At 61.4% G+C, this 18,271-nt stretch carries 15 protein-coding genes; 11 read left to right on the top strand and 4 right to left on the bottom strand.

Annotated features, from left to right (window positions below; translation table 11 throughout):
- Positions 1-52 precede the first annotated feature (52 nt).
- Together INR99_RS05255 and INR99_RS05260 are read right to left on the bottom strand one after the other, a co-directional pair.
- On the bottom strand, positions 53-1,114 hold the full coding sequence (locus INR99_RS05255; RefSeq protein ID WP_194115274.1) for a tellurite resistance/C4-dicarboxylate transporter family protein: 1,062 nt from the start codon (positions 1,112-1,114) through the stop codon (positions 53-55).
- Between the two features lie 134 nt (positions 1,115-1,248).
- Positions 1,249-1,716 (bottom strand): hypothetical protein, encoded by a 468-nt coding sequence (locus INR99_RS05260; protein WP_194115275.1) that lies wholly within the window; start codon positions 1,714-1,716, stop codon positions 1,249-1,251.
- A gap of 164 nt (positions 1,717-1,880) precedes the next feature.
- Between INR99_RS05260 and INR99_RS05265 the strand changes: the two genes are divergently transcribed.
- Entirely contained in the window at positions 1,881-2,333 is a 453-nt protein-coding gene (locus INR99_RS05265) for an Rrf2 family transcriptional regulator (RefSeq protein WP_194115276.1), read from the top strand.
- Positions 2,334-2,485: 152 nt separating this feature from the next.
- Here INR99_RS05265 and INR99_RS05270 read toward each other — a convergent pair whose 3' ends face one another.
- Positions 2,486-2,872 (bottom strand): hemerythrin domain-containing protein, encoded by a 387-nt coding sequence (locus INR99_RS05270; protein WP_194115277.1) that lies wholly within the window; start codon positions 2,870-2,872, stop codon positions 2,486-2,488.
- A gap of 108 nt (positions 2,873-2,980) precedes the next feature.
- Between INR99_RS05270 and INR99_RS05275 the strand changes: the two genes are divergently transcribed.
- From INR99_RS05275 to INR99_RS05315, 9 genes are all read left to right on the top strand, one after another.
- Complete coding sequence (locus INR99_RS05275; RefSeq protein ID WP_194115278.1) at positions 2,981-5,248, top strand: nitric-oxide reductase large subunit; 2,268 nt, start codon at positions 2,981-2,983, stop codon at positions 5,246-5,248.
- A 61-nt stretch (positions 5,249-5,309) separates the two neighbouring features.
- Positions 5,310-5,579, top strand: a complete 270-nt coding sequence (locus INR99_RS05280) for a DUF2249 domain-containing protein (protein ID WP_194115279.1) — start codon at positions 5,310-5,312, stop codon at positions 5,577-5,579.
- A 13-nt stretch (positions 5,580-5,592) separates the two neighbouring features.
- Positions 5,593-6,327: an iron-sulfur cluster repair protein YtfE gene (gene ytfE, locus INR99_RS05285; protein ID WP_228098090.1), complete on the top strand. Its 735-nt coding sequence runs from the start codon at positions 5,593-5,595 to the stop codon at positions 6,325-6,327.
- Positions 6,328-6,730: 403 nt separating this feature from the next.
- Positions 6,731-10,420, top strand: coding sequence for a nitrate reductase subunit alpha (locus INR99_RS05290; RefSeq protein ID WP_194115280.1), 3,690 nt, complete (start codon positions 6,731-6,733; stop codon positions 10,418-10,420).
- Between the two features lie 10 nt (positions 10,421-10,430).
- Positions 10,431-11,984, top strand: a complete 1,554-nt coding sequence (gene narH, locus INR99_RS05295; RefSeq protein ID WP_194115281.1) for a nitrate reductase subunit beta — start codon at positions 10,431-10,433, stop codon at positions 11,982-11,984.
- A gap of 12 nt (positions 11,985-11,996) precedes the next feature.
- On the top strand, positions 11,997-12,674 hold the full coding sequence (narJ, locus tag INR99_RS05300; RefSeq protein WP_194115282.1) for a nitrate reductase molybdenum cofactor assembly chaperone: 678 nt from the start codon (positions 11,997-11,999) through the stop codon (positions 12,672-12,674).
- Positions 12,675-12,676: 2 nt separating this feature from the next.
- A complete protein-coding gene (gene narI, locus INR99_RS05305; protein WP_194115283.1) occupies positions 12,677-13,360 on the top strand; it encodes a respiratory nitrate reductase subunit gamma in 684 nt (227 codons plus the stop codon).
- Between the two features lie 136 nt (positions 13,361-13,496).
- On the top strand, positions 13,497-14,234 hold the full coding sequence (locus INR99_RS05310) for a peptidylprolyl isomerase (protein WP_194115284.1): 738 nt from the start codon (positions 13,497-13,499) through the stop codon (positions 14,232-14,234).
- Positions 14,235-14,247: 13 nt separating this feature from the next.
- Positions 14,248-15,441: an NnrS family protein gene (locus INR99_RS05315; protein ID WP_194115285.1), complete on the top strand. Its 1,194-nt coding sequence runs from the start codon at positions 14,248-14,250 to the stop codon at positions 15,439-15,441.
- Here INR99_RS05315 and INR99_RS05320 read toward each other — a convergent pair.
- Complete coding sequence (locus INR99_RS05320; protein WP_194115286.1) at positions 15,438-17,183, bottom strand: potassium/proton antiporter; 1,746 nt, start codon at positions 17,181-17,183, stop codon at positions 15,438-15,440. The two genes, INR99_RS05315 and INR99_RS05320, sit on opposite strands and share 4 nt — an antisense overlap.
- 469 nt (positions 17,184-17,652) lie before the next feature.
- On the opposite strand from INR99_RS05320, the gene INR99_RS05325 reads away from it, so the two are divergent.
- Positions 17,653-18,255, top strand: a complete 603-nt coding sequence (locus INR99_RS05325; protein WP_194115287.1) for a TetR/AcrR family transcriptional regulator — start codon at positions 17,653-17,655, stop codon at positions 18,253-18,255.
- Positions 18,256-18,271 lie beyond the last annotated feature (16 nt).

Below are 18,271 nucleotides of genomic sequence, written 5' to 3' on the forward strand. Positions count from 1 at the left end.
GAGTGAAACAGGGTGGCTGCGGCCACCCTGTTTTTTTGTGCCGCGACAAAATTCATGCGCGCAGCAGGCTGCTTAGGCGATGCACCAGTCCAGCAAAGACAGCCAGCCAGACCGCGCAGGCAATCCAGATCATCAATGTTGCAATCAGCTGCAGTGGCGGAAACTCGGCGGCGAGCCCGAGGCGCGCGCTGGCAACTGCGTACATGCCCAGTGGGAAGACAAAGCTCCACAATACGGGTTCGTAGGCCAGCGGCAGCCGCTTCGCAACATGCTTCCACACGGCAAACAGCAGCAGCATGGGAAGCCACCATGTCGCCCAGGCCCAGCACATCATCGTCACCCCATTGATGAAGGCGTGCTGTTCACGCAAGAAGGGCAAGCCAGCCGGTACCTGCAGCAGACTGGTGCCGGCATTGGCACTGATGGCGGCCGCACCCATGATCACGCCGAACAGCGGCGACACATCCTGCGGCTGCAGGGTCAGAAAGAAAATGCGATAGCAGAACAGCGTGACAAATATCCCGTAAAACACCAGGCCCAGCCCCCACAGCATGTGTATTTCGACCAGCATGAAATTGGCCCACTGCCCGAGATCGGGGGCGATGCGCGCGCCCAGCAGTACCAGCGACTGGGTGCCGACGATGGTGATCAGCCAGCCGCCATGCACGATGTTCACATTATGTTCGTGGCTGACGAAGGTGAGCACGCTGAAGGCGAGGTACAGCAGCGAACACCAGACGACAAACGCCATTGTCCAGCAACCGAGCGCCAGCGATGTGTGCCCGCGGGCATGCAGCAGGATACCGACGATGTCGGTGGTGGCCACCAGCGTGAAATAGCCGAATACCAGGCGCGGGTTCAGCAGGTCCTGTCTCACGGCCGGCAGGTGGCGCAGCAGTCTTAGCACTATCAGTGCCAGCAGGGTGCACCCGCTGCAGAGGGTAAAGAAGTAGAACAGCTCGGCAAGCAATGGCTGACCCAGGGTAGTAAAACCGCTAGAGAGAATGCCGCTGGCCATGACGATTGCGAAATTGCCCGGGTGCAAGTTGCGCAGTGAGTACTTGCTGGCGTGCTCTGTCTGTTGCGTATGGAGGGTATGCTCGGAAAAGTCCATTTGCACTTGGCTTGTATGGTTATGGGGTTGCGGGTATTCGGGGTTTCGATGAGTGGCTCGCGGCCGGAATCAGGACGGTGTGCGCAGCCTGGCGCGAATCGGCAGCCCCGTCGCAGCGGATTGGCTGTTTCCGCTCAGAACCATGCGCCGCCGTGTGCGCCGATTATGCCGCCAGCCATGGTCAGCAGGGCAAGCGCCAGCAGGGCATAATGTAGGCGCTGCAACAGCTGCAAGGTGCCGGCCGGATCGTGACGGGCGCGTTCCTGCAATCTGCCATGCAGTACGATGGGTTCCAGCACGAACAGCATCAGCGTAAAAATCGCCCAGGTTGCCAGCATGGCCCATAGCCACCAGGTATCCCGCAGGCGTGCCCAGCTGTCGCTGAGCCAGAGCATGGCCATTCCGGAAACGAATGCCAGCTGCGTCGTGATGCGCGCCTGGCAGGCGAAGCGGCGCTCAAGTGCATCAAATGCGGCATAATCACAACCTTGCCTGCGCAGAGCAGGGAGCAGTACTGTGGTGACGAAAGCTACCCCGCCGATCCAGAAGACCACCGCCAGCACGTGCAGGCCGCGCCAGAGGGCATGAGCATTCCAATCCATGTGTTTCTCCGAATGTTTCCCGCCAGCAGGGCTGGGCGTGAACCGCTGGCAGCGGGTATCCAGCCTGTAACTGGTCACCGACTGACCGGCGGCATCTGCCAAGAGTGGCTGAAAGTTTCATTTAAAGTACGATATTTAACTGCAGTTTCGCAACGAGTCCTGCCATGCGTCTGAATGCCTTTACTGATTACTCCCTGCGCACGCTGATCTATCTGGCTGTTCAGCCGGAAGGCCTGGCGACCCGCGCGCAGATTGCTGCAGCCTATGGCGTGTCGGATAACCATCTGATGAAGGTCGTGCACTTTCTGGGCAAGGCCGGCCTGATCGAGACGCTTCGCGGACGGGGAGGCGGCATCAGGCTGGGACGTCCGGCGGCTGACATCCGCATTGGTGCGCTGGTGCGTCTGTGCGAGGACGACGCACCCATTGTCGAATGTTTCGAAGAGGGCGGTGGCGGCTGCCGTATCGACGGTATGTGCGTGCTCAAGCGCGCACTGTATGAGGCTCGCGAAGCCATGTACGCCGCACTGGACCGCTACACGCTGGCCGATCTGATTCTCAACCGTGACGCGCTGGCTGGCCAGCTTGGCGTGATTGCCCTAGTACGGGCTGACTGAGGCTGTACCTCGCTCCTGCTTAAATACACTTCCGGGTATTTGCTTGTGGCTGATTTTTAATAGGAGCTCTAGGCATATACCCAGCCATGATCTGCTTCCAGGGACGTTTTCCGCGCTGAGTCTTGCCGCCGCGCCGGCAGCGCGGGGCATCATCAGTGACTGCCGCTTTGCTCGCCCGCACGCCTTGCCTGTTCCTGCAAGACCATGAACAGCTCGCGCTCTTCAAAGCGTACATGCGCAGCCAGCGTCTCGCCGAATTCCGCTAACGCAGCCAGTTCACCCTGCTGTAACCGGTGCATCAGGGCGCGCAAGCGTGCGTGCTCGCCGGCAAAGCGGGCGGCCAGCACTGGCAGTGCGGCCAACGCCGGGGCGAACTGGATTTCTTCGGCGGCAAAGTGGCTTTCCAGTTCGGCCAGAAATGCCGGTGTCGGCATCAGTGCGGCCCGTTCGTGCTCTGCCGCGTGCTGGATACGCTTGGCCAGCACCAGTGCCGGGTGGTGTTCACGCGAGAACTGAATCAGCGCCGGGCTACGTTTCATGGCTTTCTCCTGCCTTGTTGCGACTTTTAATGTGCAAGTATTTTACATATTTAAAGCGCGCGTTCATAATGTGCAAACAAAATACATTTTATTGTCAAGGAGAGTGCAATGGGCGCATTGAGCAGAAGGTGGCGCGGCTTGCTGGCCGTGTTCGTGCTGTCGTTTGCCGTGCTGGGCTGGATCGGGCGCGAGATCTATCTCGCCAAGCCGCCAATCCCGGCGCGGGTCATCAGCAGCAGCGGGCAAGTGCTGTACAGCGGCGAACAGATTCGGCAGGGGCAGTCGGCCTGGCAGGCGGCGGGTGGCCAGCAGGTCGGTTCGGTCTGGGGGCATGGCAGCTATGTGGCGCCGGACTGGTCGGCCGACTGGCTGCATCGTGAAATTGTCGGTTTGCAGGAGGTGCTGGCGCAAAAGCAGTTCGGCCGTGGCTTTGCGGCGCTGAATGCCGCTGAGCAGGCGGCGATCACCGCGCAGGTGAAAGCCGAAATGCGCCGCAATGCCTATGATCCGGCGACCGATACGCTGACCGTCAGCGCCGAGCGTGCGCAGGTGATTGCGCTGCTGGCGCGGCATTATTCCGGCCTGTTCGGTACTGATACGGCACTCAATACGCTGCGCGAAAACTACGCGATGGTGCCGGGTAGCATCCGTGATGCGGATGACCTCAAGGCCTTGCCGGCGTTCTTCTTCTGGTCGTCGTGGTCGGCCGCTACTGATCGGCCGGGCGAGACCAATCTCAGCTACACCAGTAACTGGCCGCACGAGCCACTGATCGGCAATACGCCGACGGCGGGGGCCGGCATGTGGTCTGTTGCGAGTGTGATTCTGCTGATCGCCGGCATCGCCGCGATGATCTGGTACCACAACGCGCACAAGGACGAGGGCGACCCGGTTGCCCCGAAAGCCGATCCGCTGTTCAAGCTCAAGCCCACCGGCTCGATGCTGGCCACGCGCAAGTATTTCTTTGTGGTGATCGCGCTGATCCTGCTGCAGGTGGTGATGGGCATCGTTTCCGCGCATTACTCGGTGGAAGGGCAGAGTTTCTTCGGTCTGCCGCTGGCGGAAATCCTGCCGTTTGTCGCCAGTCGCACGATGCACACCCAGCTGGGCGTGTTGTGGATTGCCACTGCCTGGCTGGCAACCGGGCTGTATATCTCGCCCGCGCTGTCCGGCCATGAACCAAAGCTGCAAAAGCTGGGCGTGAATGTGCTGTTCTGGGCGCTGATCGTTGTTGCACTGGGATCGCTGTTGTGTGGCTGGGTGGGTACGCAAGAGCGCCTAGGTACAAGTTTTGCCTTCTGGCTGGGCAATCAGGGGCTGGAATTCACCAGCATGGGGCGCATCTGGCAGATTGGTCTGTTTATCGGCCTCTTGCTATGGCTGCTGCTGATGGGCCGTGCGCTGTGGCCGGCGTTGAAACAGCCGGGTGAAAGCCGTGGCCTGATCGCGATGGTGTTCCTCTCGGCAATGTGCATCGGGCTGTTTTATGCCAGTTCGCTGATGTGGGGCCAGCGCAGTCACTATTCGATGATCGAATACTGGCGCTGGTGGCTGGTGCACCTGTGGGTGGAAGGTTTCTTCGAAGTGTTCGCCACTGCGGTGATCGCACTGATTTTCAGCCGTCTGGGGCTGATCCGCTCGTCCACCGCCAATGTGGCGATCGTGCTGGAAACCATTGTCTTCCTGTTCGGCGGCATTCTTGGCACCTTGCACCACCTGTACTTCACCGGTACGCCGACGGCGGTGATTGCGATTGGCGCGGTGTTCTCCGCGCTGGAAGTGGTGCCGCTGACGCTGATCGGCTTTGATGCCGTGGCGATGTATCGCCGTAGCAAGGCTGCGCCGTGGGTGGCGGCGTACCGCTGGCCGATCCTGTGCTTTGTCGCAGTGGGTTTCTGGAACATGGTCGGCGCCGGCTTGCTGGGCTTTGCGATCAATCCGCCGATTGCCCTGTACTACGTGCAGGGGCTCAACATGACCCCGGCGCACGGCCATGCCGCGTTGTTTGGCGTGTACGGCATGCTCGGCATCGGCCTGATGCTGTTCTGCCTGCGAGGCCTCTATCCGCGCGAAAACTGGCAGGACAAGCCACTGGCGATTGCCTTCTGGAGCCTGAATATCGGTCTGGCGATGATGGTATTCATGTCGCTGCTGCCGGCCGGCATTTACCAGGCCTATCACAGCGTCACCAGCGGGCTGTGGCTGGCGCGCTCGGCCGAAATCGTTCAGTCGCCGGTGATGCACGCTTTCGTCTGGCTGCGCGTGCCGGGTGACATCGTGTTCTCGGTCGGCGTGCTGTTCCTGGCGCTGTTTGCCTGGCGCCTGCTGCTGGGTGCGCGTCGCCGCGCAGCTGAGCTTGCCGCCGCCCGCGCCTGATCAATTCATCCATTTTTCGGCAGGCCTGCGGGCCTGCCCTGCAAACCCCAGGAGAAATACCATGGCCCATGATTGTTCCATTCCCGTCATCCAGGACGGTACCTACGCCTTCGATGCACGCGGCATCGCCCGCCGTTTCCGCCACGCGGCGATTTTTGGCGCGCTCAACGCCTTGCAGCCTGGCGAAACCATGCGTTTCTGCAATGATCACGACCCGCTGCCACTGCTGGCGCAGATCGAGCAATTCTTCGGCGCGCGCGTGCGCATCGAATACGTGCAGCGCGAGCCGGGCGAGATCGTGATCGATTTCCGCATCATGGCGGCAGCTTGACTGGATTGAGGGGATGAATTCGATGAATGCAGGGAATCAAGAGTTTAAACTGGATGCGGCAGAGGCCATCGGCCAGATTGCCGTGGCGCTGCCCGGGGCTACCGGGATTTTCCGGCGACTGAAGCTCGACTACTGCTGTGGCGGCCAGATCAGCCTGCAGCAGGCCGCTGCCGACAAGGGTCTGGATGTGCAGACCATTCTCGCCGAGTTGGCCACGCTGCAGCGCAGTGATGCCACGCCACAATTCGCCAGTGCGGCCGAGCTGATCGACCACATTCTGCTGCGCTTTCACGAGGTGCACCGCGCCCAGCTTCCCGAGCTGATCGCCATGGCCAAGCGCGTCGAAGCCGTGCATCGCGATCATCCGGAAACGCCGGCCGGGCTGGCGGCGCTGTTGGTGGAGATTGAAGGCGAGCTTCTCGAACACATGCAAAAGGAGGAACAGGTGCTGTTCCCGATGCTGAAATCGGGCGGGAATCCTTTTGTCGTGCATCCGATCGGCATGATGCGCAGCGAGCACGTCGAACACGGCGCGAATCTGGACAAACTGGCCGCGCTGACCCATGACATGACGCCACCCGCCGATGCGTGCACCACCTGGCGCGCACTCTATGCGGGCCTGCGGCAGCTGGCGGATGATCTTGTCAGCCACATCCATCTGGAAAACAACGTGCTGTTCCCGCAGTTTGAAGCTGCAGCCACGGGTTTAGGCTGCGGGCCCGGTGGCTGTGCGTGCAGTGGCGCCTGATCTGCAGACGGTTGCGGGCTGGTGACAGAAGGGCTGTTAACACGCGAACTGGCCGGATGCGCACAGCCTGTCCTGTATGGACAGGCTGTGCTGCTTACAGGCTTGCGCCAGCGCGCAGCGTGTCGAGAGATCCGGAGGGGGGGGGCTGCGCAGCATTAATACATAAATGGGTATGTCAATGAATGTGTTTTCTGAAATAGACTCTGTGGCTATACCCTGTTATTTCTCGCGCTGGCGTAGTGCGCGATCCGGCAGGGTGAATGGCATATCATCCGAAAGGACTAGTTCCTCCTAGCCCGTCGATGAGCTGGCCATGCTGCCATTGGCGAATGTAGCGCTGGCGGCCACAGGCGTAGCCTGACAGGTGTGCAAAAAACGCCTGAACGGCCCTTGTGGAGGCTCCATGAGTCATTTTCTTGATCGTCTGAAATTCCTCTCCCGCACGGTCGATACCTTTGCCGATGGCCATGGTGCCGTCGTTGCGGAAGATCGCCAGTGGGAAAACGCTTACCGTGCGCGCTGGCAGCAGGACAAAGTGGTTCGCTCCACGCACGGGGTGAACTGTACCGGATCGTGCAGCTGGCGCGTGTTCGTGAAGAACGGCCTGATTACCTGGGAACTGCAGCAGACCGACTACCCGCGCACCCGCCCGGATCTGCCCAACCACGAGCCGCGCGGCTGTCCGCGTGGCGCGTCGTATTCCTGGTATGTGTATTCCGCCCAGCGCGTGAAATATCCGCTGATCCGCGGCAAGCTGGTGGAAATGTGGCGCGAAGCGCGCCAGACCATGGATCCGCTTACCGCCTGGGAATACATCAGCCAGAATCCGGAGCGCGCCAAGGCCTACAAATCCATCCGTGGCCAGGGCGGTTTCGTTCGCGCGGACTGGGATACCGCCACCGAGATCATCGCGGCGGCCAATGCCTACACGATCAAGGAATACGGCCCGGACCGCATTATCGGCTTCTCGCCGATTCCGGCGATGTCGATGGTGTCCTACGCGGCCGGCAGCCGCTACCTCAGCCTGATCGGTGGCGTGTGCATGTCGTTCTACGACTGGTATTGCGATTTGCCGCCGGCGTCACCACAAGTCTGGGGCGAGCAGACCGACGTTCCCGAATCGGCTGACTGGTACAACTCGACCTACCTGATGGTGTGGGGCTCGAACGTGCCGATGACGCGCACCCCCGATGCCCACTTCTACACCGAAGTGCGCTACAAGGGCACCAAGACCGTCGCCGTATCGTCCGATTTCGGTGAAATGGCCAAGTTCGGCGACATCTGGCTGGCCCCGAAGCAGGGTACCGATGCCGCACTGGCGATGGCGATGGGCCATGTGGTGCTCAACGAATTCCACAAGACGGGCAAGAGCGAGTACTTCAAGGCCTACGGCAAGCAGTACACCGATTTCCCGATGCTGGTCATGCTGAAAGACAACGGCCAGGGGCTGGTTGGCGACCATTACCTGCGCGCCTCGCACCTGTCCGGTCACGACGATGCGAATAATCCCGACTGGAAAACGCTGCTGATCGACGAGAAGACCGGCGACATCGTTGTTCCAAATGGAACAGTCGGTCTGCGCTGGGGCGAGCAGGGTGGCAATGTTGGCAAGTGGAATCTGGAACTGAAAGCTGCCGATGGCCGCGAAATTGATCCGCTGCTCTCGCTCAAAGACAAGAGCGACGAGATTGTCAGCGTCGGCTTCCCGTACTTCGGTGGCGAACACAATGACGTGCTGCACCGCAATGTTCCGGCCAAGCGCATTACGCTGAAAGACGGTTCATCGGTTTTGGTGGCGACCGTGTATGACCTGATGCTGGCCAACTACGGCGTGGACAATGGCCACGGTGGTGGCAATGTGGCCACGTCCTACGATCAGGACATCCCCTACACCCCGAAGTGGCAGGAAAAGCACACCGGCGTGAAGGGTATCGACGTGGAAACCGTCGCGCGCGAATTTGCCGACAACGCTGACAAGACGCACGGCAAGAGCATGGTGATCGTCGGTGCGGCGCTGAACCACTGGTACCACATGGACATGACCTATCGCGGCATCATCAACCTGCTGATGATGTGCGGCTGCGTCGGCCAGAGCGGTGGCGGCTGGGCGCACTACGTGGGCCAGGAAAAGCTGCGCCCGCAACAGGGCTGGGTGCCGCTGGCCTTTGCGACCGACTGGAACCGCCCGCCGCGCCACATGAACTCCACCAGCTTCTTCTACAACCACACCAGCCAGTGGCGCCATGAAAAGCTGGGCGTGAACGAAATTCTCAGCCCGACCGCGCAGGCCGCCAAGTTCAAGGACATGGCGCTGCTGGATTTCAACGCCAAATCCGAGCGCATGGGCTGGCTGCCATCCGCACCGCAGCTGGAAACCAACCCGCTGGAAGTGACCCGAGCGGCCGCGGCTGCCGGCAAGGATCCGGTGGCCTACGCCGTCGAGAATCTGAAGGCCGGCACCTTGAACATGTCCTGTGATGATCCGGACAATCCGCGCAACTTCCCGCGCAATATGTTTGTGTGGCGTTCCAATATTCTGGGTTCTTCCGGCAAGGGGCACGAGTATTTCCTCAAGTACCTGCTGGGCACGCAGAACGCGCTGTTCGACAACGAGGCCGACGGCATCAAGCCGACTGAAGTGAAGGTGCGCCCGGCTGCGGAGGGCAAGCTCGACCTGCTGACCGTGCTGGATTTCCGCATGAGCACCACCTGTCTCTACGCTGACATCGTGCTGCCGACCGCGACCTGGTACGAAAAGGACGACCTGAACACGTCCGACATGCACCCCTTCATCCACCCGTTGTCCGAAGCCGTGCAGCCGCTGTGGCAGGCCAAGAGCGACTGGGAAATCTACAAGCTGATTGCCAAGCGCCTCACGGAAATCGGCGGGCCGGTGCTGGGCACGCAGAAGGATCTGGTGCTGGTGCCGCTGCTGCACGACACCCCGGGGGAACTGGGCCAGCCGCTGGAGCCGAAGGACTGGAAAAAGGGCGAATGCGACCTGCTGCCGGGCAAAACCGCGCCGAATATGGTGGTGGTCGAGCGCGACTACACCCGCATTCACGAAAAATTCACCTCGATCGGCCCGCTGCTGGAAAAGGCCGGCAACGGCGGCAAGGGGATTGCGTGGAAAACCGAGCACGAGGTGCATGAACTCGCCGGACTGAACGGCAAGGCGGCCAACGGCCAGCCCAGGCTGGAAAGCGCGATCGATGCCGCGGAAATGATCCTGACGCTGGCGCCGGAAACCAACGGCCACGTTGCCGTGAAGGCCTGGGATGCGCTCTCGAAGATCACCGGGCGCGATCACAAGCATCTGGCAATTCCGCGCGAGCACGACAAGATCAGGTTCAGGGATGTGCAGGCGCAGCCGCGCAAGATCATCTCCAGCCCGACCTGGTCCGGTCTGGAAAGCGAAGAGGTCAGCTACAACGCCGGTTATACCAATGTGCACGAGCTGATTCCCTGGCGCACGCTCACTGGCCGCCAGCAGTTCTATCAGGACCACCGCTGGATGATCGACTTTGGCGAAGGTTTCACCGTCTACAAGCCGCACGTCGATCTGAAGACCACTGACGCGATGCTGAACAAGCTGCCCAACGGCAATCCGGAGCTGGTGCTCAATTTCATCACACCGCACCAGAAGTGGGGTATTCACTCCACCTACTCGGACAACCTGCGCATGTTGACGCTCAGCCGTGGTGGCCCGCACGTGTGGCTTTCCGAGGCGGATGCGAAGAAGGCCGGCATTGTCGACAACGACTGGATCGAGGTCTTCAACGTCAACGGTACGCTGACCGCCCGTGCGGTGGTGAGCCAGCGCGTTCCCGACGGCATGACGCTGATGTATCACGCCCAGGAAAAGATCGTGAATGTGCCGGGCGCCGAAACCAGCAAGAAGCGTGGCGGCATCCACAACTCGGTCACCCGTGCGGTCACCAAGCCCACGCACATGATCGGCGGTTATGCGCAGCAGGCTTACGGCTTCAACTACTACGGCACGGTGGGCAGCAATCGTGATGAGTTTGTCATCGTGCGCAAGATGAAGAACGTCGAGTGGCTGGATCAGCCGCTGAACAAGACCGAGGCCTGAGGAGAAAACCATGAAAATTCGTGCACAAGTGGCGATGGTGCTCAACCTCGACAAATGCATCGGCTGCCACACCTGTTCGATCACCTGCAAGAACGTCTGGACCAGCCGTGACGGCGTCGAATACGCCTGGTTCAACAACGTCGAAACCAAGCCGGGCATCGGCTATCCGAAGGAATGGGAAAACCAGGAAAAATGGAAGGGCGGCTGGCAGCGCAACAGTGCCGGCAAGCTCGAACCGCGCCAGGGCGGCAAGCTGCGCATTCTGGCCAACATCTTCGGTAACCCGAACCTGCCGGAAATCGACGATTACTACGAGCCGTTCACCTACGACTACGAGCACCTGCAGAATGCCCCGCTGATGCAGACCCCGCCGACGGCGCGTCCGGTCTCGGTGATTACCGGCCAGAAGATGGACAAGATCGAGTGGGGCCCGAACTGGGAAGACGATCTGGGCGGCGAATTCAGCAAGCGCAGCAAGGACCAGCTGTTCAAGGATGTCGAGAAGGAGATGTACTCGACGTTTGAGAACACCTTCATGATGTACCTGCCGCGTCTGTGCGAACACTGCCTGAATCCGGCCTGTGTGGCGTCCTGCCCGTCGGGCTCGATCTACAAGCGCGAGGACGACGGTATCGTGCTGGTGGATCAGGACAAGTGCCGCGGCTGGCGGATGTGCATCTCCGGCTGCCCGTACAAGAAGATCTACTACAACTGGGAGTCGGGCAAGGCCGAGAAGTGCACCTTCTGCTACCCGCGCATCGAAGGCGGCCAGCCGACCGTGTGTTCCGAATCCTGTGTGGGCCGTATCCGCTATCTGGGCGTGCTGCTGTACGACGCCGACCAGATCGAGACGGCGGCGAGTGTGGCCAACGAAGAAAACCTGTACAACGCGCAGCTCAAGGTCTTCCTCGACCCGAACCTGCCGTCCGTGATCGAGGAAGCCCGCAAGCAGGGCATTCCGGAATCGTGGCTGGAATCCGCACGCAAGTCGCCGGTGTACAAGATGGCCGTGGAATGGAAGATCGCCTTCCCGCTGCACCCGGAATACCGCACGCTGCCGATGGTGTGGTACATCCCGCCGCTGTCGCCGATTCAGGCGGCCGCCGAGCGCGGCGTGCTGGGCCGCAACGGCATCCTGCCGGACGTGTCCGAAATGCGCATTCCGGTGAAGTACCTGGCCAACCTTCTGACTGCCGGCGACGAAAAGCCGGTACTGGCGGCGCTCGACAAGATGCTGGCCATGCGTGCCTACATGCGCGGCGTGAGCGTGGACAAGACCGAAAATCTGGAGGTGCTGAAACAGGTGGGATTGACCCAGGCGCAGGTCGAAGAGATGTACCAGATCATGGCGATTGCGAATTACGAAGACCGCTTCGTGATACCAAGCAGCCACAAGGAAATGGTCGAGGACAGCTTCAACGACAAGGCCAGCTGTGGCTTCACCTTTGGCAACGGCTGCTCGGGCGGGGTGTCCAGCGGCACGCTGTTCGGCAAGAAGAAGGAAGGCTCGATCATCTTTGTCGACATGCCGAAGTCCCGCAAGAAAGCGGCTCAGGCCGAGTAAGGAGGGGTATCGATGAAACACTTCCAGATTCTGTCGGCTCTGCTGCAATACCCGGAGGAGGTATTGATCGAGGCGCTGCCGGAAATCTGCCAGGAGCTCGAAGACGCACCGGCCGGCATGGCCGGTGTGCTGGAGCCGCTGGTGGATTTTCTTGCCAGCCAGCCGCTGATCAGCCTGCAGGAAAGCTACGTCAACACCTTTGATCGCAGCCGCAGTCACAGCCTGCACCTGTTCGAGCATGTGTACGGCGAAAGCCGCGACCGGGGCCCGGCGATGGTGAGCCTGATGCAGGAATACACCGATCGCGGTTTCTTTATCGCGGCCGACGAGCTGCCGGATTACCTGCCGCTGTTCCTGGAGTTTCTGGGGCAGGTCGATGCGGCCACGGCGGAGGAATTCCTTGGCGAATCGATCCACGTGATTGCCCGCATCGGCGAAAAGCTGCAGGAATCGGGCAGCCCGTATGCCTGTGTGTTCGATGTGTTGCGCAGTCTGACCGACGTTGCGCCGCTGCCGCTGGCCGAACCGCCAGTCCGTGACATGGACGAAGTCATGGAGCAGTTCGGTGCCGGCTTTGACGGCATCGAGCCGCTGCTGCAATTGTCGAAGCCAGGCAGCGCTTGTGGCGGCAATACGCAAACCATCCAGTTCCATCCGCGCAGCAATACCGCTGTGCAGCAAGGAGTATAACGATGAGCTATCTCGACCAATTCCTGTTCGGGATTTACCCGTACATCGCGCTGGCGATTTTCCTGTTCGGCTCGCTGGTGCGCTTCGAGCGCGAACAGTACACCTGGAAGGCCGATTCCACCCAGTTGCTGCACCGTGGTGCGCTGATCACGGGCTCGCGCCTGTTCCACTTCGGCGTGATCGGCGTGTTCCTCGGTCACCTGGGTGGGCTGCTGACGCCCCTGTCGGTGTGGCATGCGCTGGGCGTGGCACCGGAAGCCAAGCAGATTCTGGCAATAGCTGCTGGTGGCATTCTGGGCGGCATCGGCCTGCTCGGCTTGCTGATCCTGCTGCATCGTCGCCTCAGCAATGAGCGCCTCGCTGCCGTGACGCCGCTGCGCGACAAGGTGCTGCTGTCCTGGCTGCTGGTGACCTTGGGTCTGGGGCTGGCGACCATTCCGGTGTCGATGGGGCATATGGATGGCCAGATGATGATGCTGTTCATGGAGTGGGCGCAGCGCATCGTGACCTTCCGCGGTGATGCGGCCAGCTTTGTCGCCGGAGCGCCGCTGGTGTTCAAGCTGCACATCTTCTTCGGGCTCTCCTTCTTCATCATCTTCCCGTTCACCCGCATGGTGCACGCGTGGAGCGGCTTCGGCAGCGTCGGCTATATCACTCGCGCCTGGCAGCTGGTACGCCCGCGCTGACACAAACCGGCACCGGGGTGTTTGCCCCGGTGCTGAACAACGCCCGGGTGCCGGTCCTGTCGCGGTCGTGCAGTTTGCCGATTGCCACCGCGACCTGACCGGCATCCCGGCGTTTCTGCATTCAAAGGAGAGTCGCATGGCCATTCTGGTAAACGGTGTGGAAATCACCGACGCAATGATCGAGGCCGAGCTGCCACACCATCAGCAGGCGGCCAAACCGCTGGATGCCGCCGTGCAGGAGCTGATCCTGCGCGAAGTGCTGCAGCAGGAAGCCGCCAGCCAGGGCTTTGCCGGCGAAGACGCCATTGCCGATCTGCTGGACAGCGCCATTCGCATCCCTGCCGCTGATGACGCGGCCTGCCGCCAGTGGTACGAGCAGCATCCGCAGGCCTTTGTGCATGGCGAGCTGGCTGCGGCCAGCCATATCTTGTTCCAGGTGACCGACAGCGTGCCACTGGATCTGTTGCGTGCGAAGGCCCAAGGGGTATTGGCCGAGTTGCAAGAAAAGCCGGAGCTTTTCGGGCAATACGCCAGGCAGTATTCCAACTGCCCCTCCAGTGACGTGGACGGTAGTCTGGGGCAGTTCGGCCGCGGGCAGATGGTGCCCGAATTCGAGAAAGTCGTCTTTGCGCTGGAGGAGGGCACGATTGCGCCAAGACTGGTGGAAACGCGCTTCGGCCTGCACATCGTGCGCTGCGAACGCAAGGTAGCCGGCATTCGCGCGCCCTTCGCAGCGGTGCAGCAGCGCATTGCCGACTACCTCAGCGATGCGGCCACCCGGCAAGCCATGAATCACTATCTGCAGCAGCTGGCTGGCAAGGCCAGAATCGAAGGCTTCGAGCTGGCCGTGCCGGCATCACCGTTGCTGCAATAGGCAGGGCCCGGCCATGCTTCAGCCGTTCGCCCGACCGTTCAGCGCGCCGCACCGCCTGGGTTTTCTTTGTGGTGGCGCGGTACTGCTGACCGGTTTTCTGCTATGGGGGATCGAGCTGCTGCTGCGCGAGGGCGGTGTGCTGCTGCCGGGTATTCCGCCGCTGTTCTGGCATGGCTATGTGATGCTGTATGGCTTCTTTCCGCTGTTCATGCTGGGTTTCATCTACACGGCGGGGCCGCGCTGGCTGAATGTCACCGTGCCGCCGCGCCGCCATTACGCACCGGTGGTGCTGCTGTATGCCACGGGCAGCGTGCTGGCCTTGCTGGCGCGCGCCTTGCCCTGGCTGCTGCTGCCGGCACTGCTGTTGCATCTGGCCGGCTGGACGCTGGCCTGCCTGATCTGGTTTCGCCTGATCGCCCGCAGCCCGGCCGCCGACAAACTGCATGCGCGGCTGGTGGCGCTGGCCTTCCAGCTGGGGCTGGCGGGGCTGGCCGCACTGCTGCTGTGGGCGCTGAACGGCGACGCCGAGCTGTGGTTGCACGGAGTACAGCTGGGCGTGTGGGGATTGCTGCTGCCGGTGTTTCTGACCATCTGCCACCGCATGCTGCCGTTTTTCAGCGGCAATGTGCTGCAACCCTACCTGCCGTGGCGTCCAGACTGGCTCTTGTATACCTGGGTGGGGTGTTGCTTGCTAGATCTTTTCCTTGAATGGCTGCAGCTCAATACCCTGATTATTGATCTGCCATTTGCTGCCTTACTGCTGTACACCTCCTGGCGCTGGCAGCTGCGGCGTGCGTTCGCGGTGAAGCTGCTGGTGATGTTGCACGCGGCCTTTGCCTGGGCCGGACTCGCACTGCTGCTCTTCAGCATCAGCGAACTGCTGGGGCTGGCCGGGCGTGCGGGGCTGGGGCTGGCGCCGCTGCATGCCCTGACGCTGGGCTTTTTCTGCACCATGCTGCTGGGTTTTGTCACCCGGGTGACGCTGGGGCATTCGGGGCGGCCACTGATTGCGGGCGGGCTGGCATGGACTTGCTACTGGCTGATGCATGGGGTGGCGCTGACCCGGGTCGTGGGCGAGATCGTGCCGGTATTCGGCCACTATGGCTATCTGCTGGCGATGGGCATGGCGCTCGTGGCGCTGGCGCTATGGGGGCGCGTCTACCTGCCGATGTACTGGCAGGCCCGCATAGATGGGCAGGCCGACTAGCGCTGGCTGCCGGTTTCGCTGGCGCTGCCTGCAGGCAGCTTGAGCCCCACGCTTGTGATCTGCCCCTGCTCGATGGCGTGTACAGTGAGCCATACGCGCCCCAGCGCAATCTGATCGCCGACCACCGCCGGGCGATGCAGTGCGTGCCGGATCCACTCAGCCAATGTCTGGTCTTCGGGGCCGGGCAGGCTGCAGCCACAGAACAGCGACACCTCGCCGAGTTCCGCATCACCATGCAGATAGAATTCGCCAAAGAACCGGGTCGCCGGCAGCGTGGCTTCGCTGTGGGACGCGGCAAAATGGTCGCCCAGCTCGGCCATGTCGGCGTCCGCCGCGGCCAGCAGTACCAGATCGCCGGGGCGAAAGCGCAGTCCCGCTTCACGATGCAGCAGCATGCCCTGGCGCCAGACCCCCAGCACCTCGACCACCCCGTGCCTGATTGGCAGCTCGGTACTGGCGACATCGACCACATCGGCATGTTCTGCGACCCGGTATTGCAGCAACTGCCAGTCCTGCGTATCGGCGTCATGCAGGCCATGCTGCGAGAGTGGATCAGGATAGCCGGGGATGTCCACTTTCAGTTTGCGCGCCAGCCAGCCCAGCGTGCTGCCCTGAATGAGCAGCGAGCAGACCACCACGGCCAGCGCCGCATCGAACATCAGCAGGGCATGATCAAGCCCTGCCAGCAGCGGGAACACCGCCAGAACGATGGGCACCGCACCGCGCAGCCCCACCCAGCTGATGAAGACCATTTCCCGCCAGCGAAAGCGCAGCCAGGGCAGGCACAGCATCACGCTGAGCGGGCGGGCCACCAGCATCAGGAACAGCGCAATCGGCAACAGCAGCGGCAGCTCGGGCAACAGACGCGACGGCGTGGACAGCAGCCCCAACAAGAGAAACATGCTGGCCTGAGCCAGCCAGGCCATACCGTCCAGCACATGCAAATTGTGATCGCGCGCCTGCATGGGGCGGTTGCCGATCAGCATGCCGGCGCAATACACCGCCAGAAAACCGCTTCCGCCCAGCTTGGCCGTGGCCCCGAACAGTGCCAGTGCACTGCCCAGCAGCAGCAGCGGATGCAGGCTTTCCGGCAGGAGCAGGCGGCGCGTCAAGCGCCAGATCAGCCAGCCTCCGGCGACACCCGCCAGCAGGCCGATGCCGAACTGGCGGATGAACTCCATCACCATCATCCCGACGGTCACTGCACCGCTTTGCACCATGGCAATCAGCATGATGACCAGGAAAATCGCCATCGGATCATTCATGCCCGATTCGATTTCCAGTGTCGCGCCAACCCGTTCGTTGAGCCGGATGCCGGAGCTGCGCAGCAGGGCAAACACTGCTGCCGCATCGGTTGAACCGACAATCGAGCCGATCAGAAAACCATACAGCAGTGGCAATTGCAGAATCCACGCGGCAAATCCGCCGGTAATCCCTGCCGTCAGTGCTACCCCCAGTGTTGCCAGCAGCAGTGCCGGCCTCAGTGCCACGCGGAAGGTGGCAATCTTGGTGCGCAAGCCGCCATCAAACAGAATGACCGCCAGCGCCAGATTGCCGACGGTAAACGAGAGATCGAAATCGTTGAAAATCAGCCCGCCGGGACCGCTGTCGCCGGCAAGCATGCCCACACCCAGAAATACCAGCAGCAGCGGCATCCCCAGCCGCTTGGTCAGCGAGGTTGCCACCATCGCGGTCAGCAGCAGCGCACCGAACAAGAGGGCCAGGGTATTCACATCAGTCATGTGCGCACTCCTTGTGCGGTGCAGGGCAAGGGGAAGGACATGTAGCCATGCCCAGTCGTCTGGACAACCAGAGTGGTAGAAGAGTTTCGCAGGTTCAGGGGATCATCTATGGCTTCTTGGGGGTTACCTATACGATTTGTTGTACCCGAAGGCAGCAATTTCTAAAGCTGTGCTGAGGGGACTGACTGGGTTATATCCCGCTGGCTGAGATGGGTTGAATTCAGCCGTTGTTTTATTGGTTTGTACCGAGATGATCTGGTTGATAACACTCGCATGCGGCCGGCTCCGGCTGCGGGTGGGCGACTTTTCGGGTAACGAACAGATGTCCAGGGGGCGTGGCATCTTTGGACCGGATAGCAGTGCGTGTTAGCGGATTTGCTTGCATGCTGCAAGCCTTAATGAGCTTCACGTTTGCAAGAGGCTACCAACTGTGTGATGATTAGTAGATCGACTAATTAATCTATTAATTATGCGCCCCATCAATCCTGAACGGCAAGCCGAACGTCGCCAGCACATCCTGGCTGCCGCGCTGCGCTGCTTTGCGCAGAAGGGCTTTCACAAGACGCGCACGGCGGATATTTGCGCCGAGGCCGGCATGAGCCCCGGCAACCTGTTTCATTATTTTGCCAGCAAGGAGGCCCTGATCATTGCCCTGGTCGAGGCTGATCAGGCCGAAGTCTGTGCGCGCTTTGCCAGGGCAACGCAAGCCGAGCAGGGTTGGCAAGCGCTGCTGGCTTTACTGGACCACCACCTGGGCCTGTGTGCCGAACCTGTCTACGTCCAGTTGACACTGGACGTGATCGGGGAGGCCGTACGCAATCCAGCCTTGATGGCCTGCGTACAGCGCAGCGAAGCCGAGCGGCGCGAATGTCTGGCACGCCTGTTCGAACGTCATGCGCAGACGGGCGATTTCCAGCTCAGCAGCCCGCCCGGCCAGGTCGCGGACTGGTTTCTGCTGCTGCTCGACGGCGTGCTTGGACGCGCGATGGTGGAAGCAGATTTTGTCCCGGCGCGCTATCGCGCTGATTTGCTGGCCGCGCTGCAGTTGCAGGTGCGGCCACTCACTTCTTGATTCGGGAAACAACCCG

It is taken from the genome of Chitinilyticum piscinae (genome assembly GCF_015223195.1).
Classification (GTDB): domain Bacteria; phylum Pseudomonadota; class Gammaproteobacteria; order Burkholderiales; family Chitinibacteraceae; genus Chitinilyticum; species Chitinilyticum piscinae.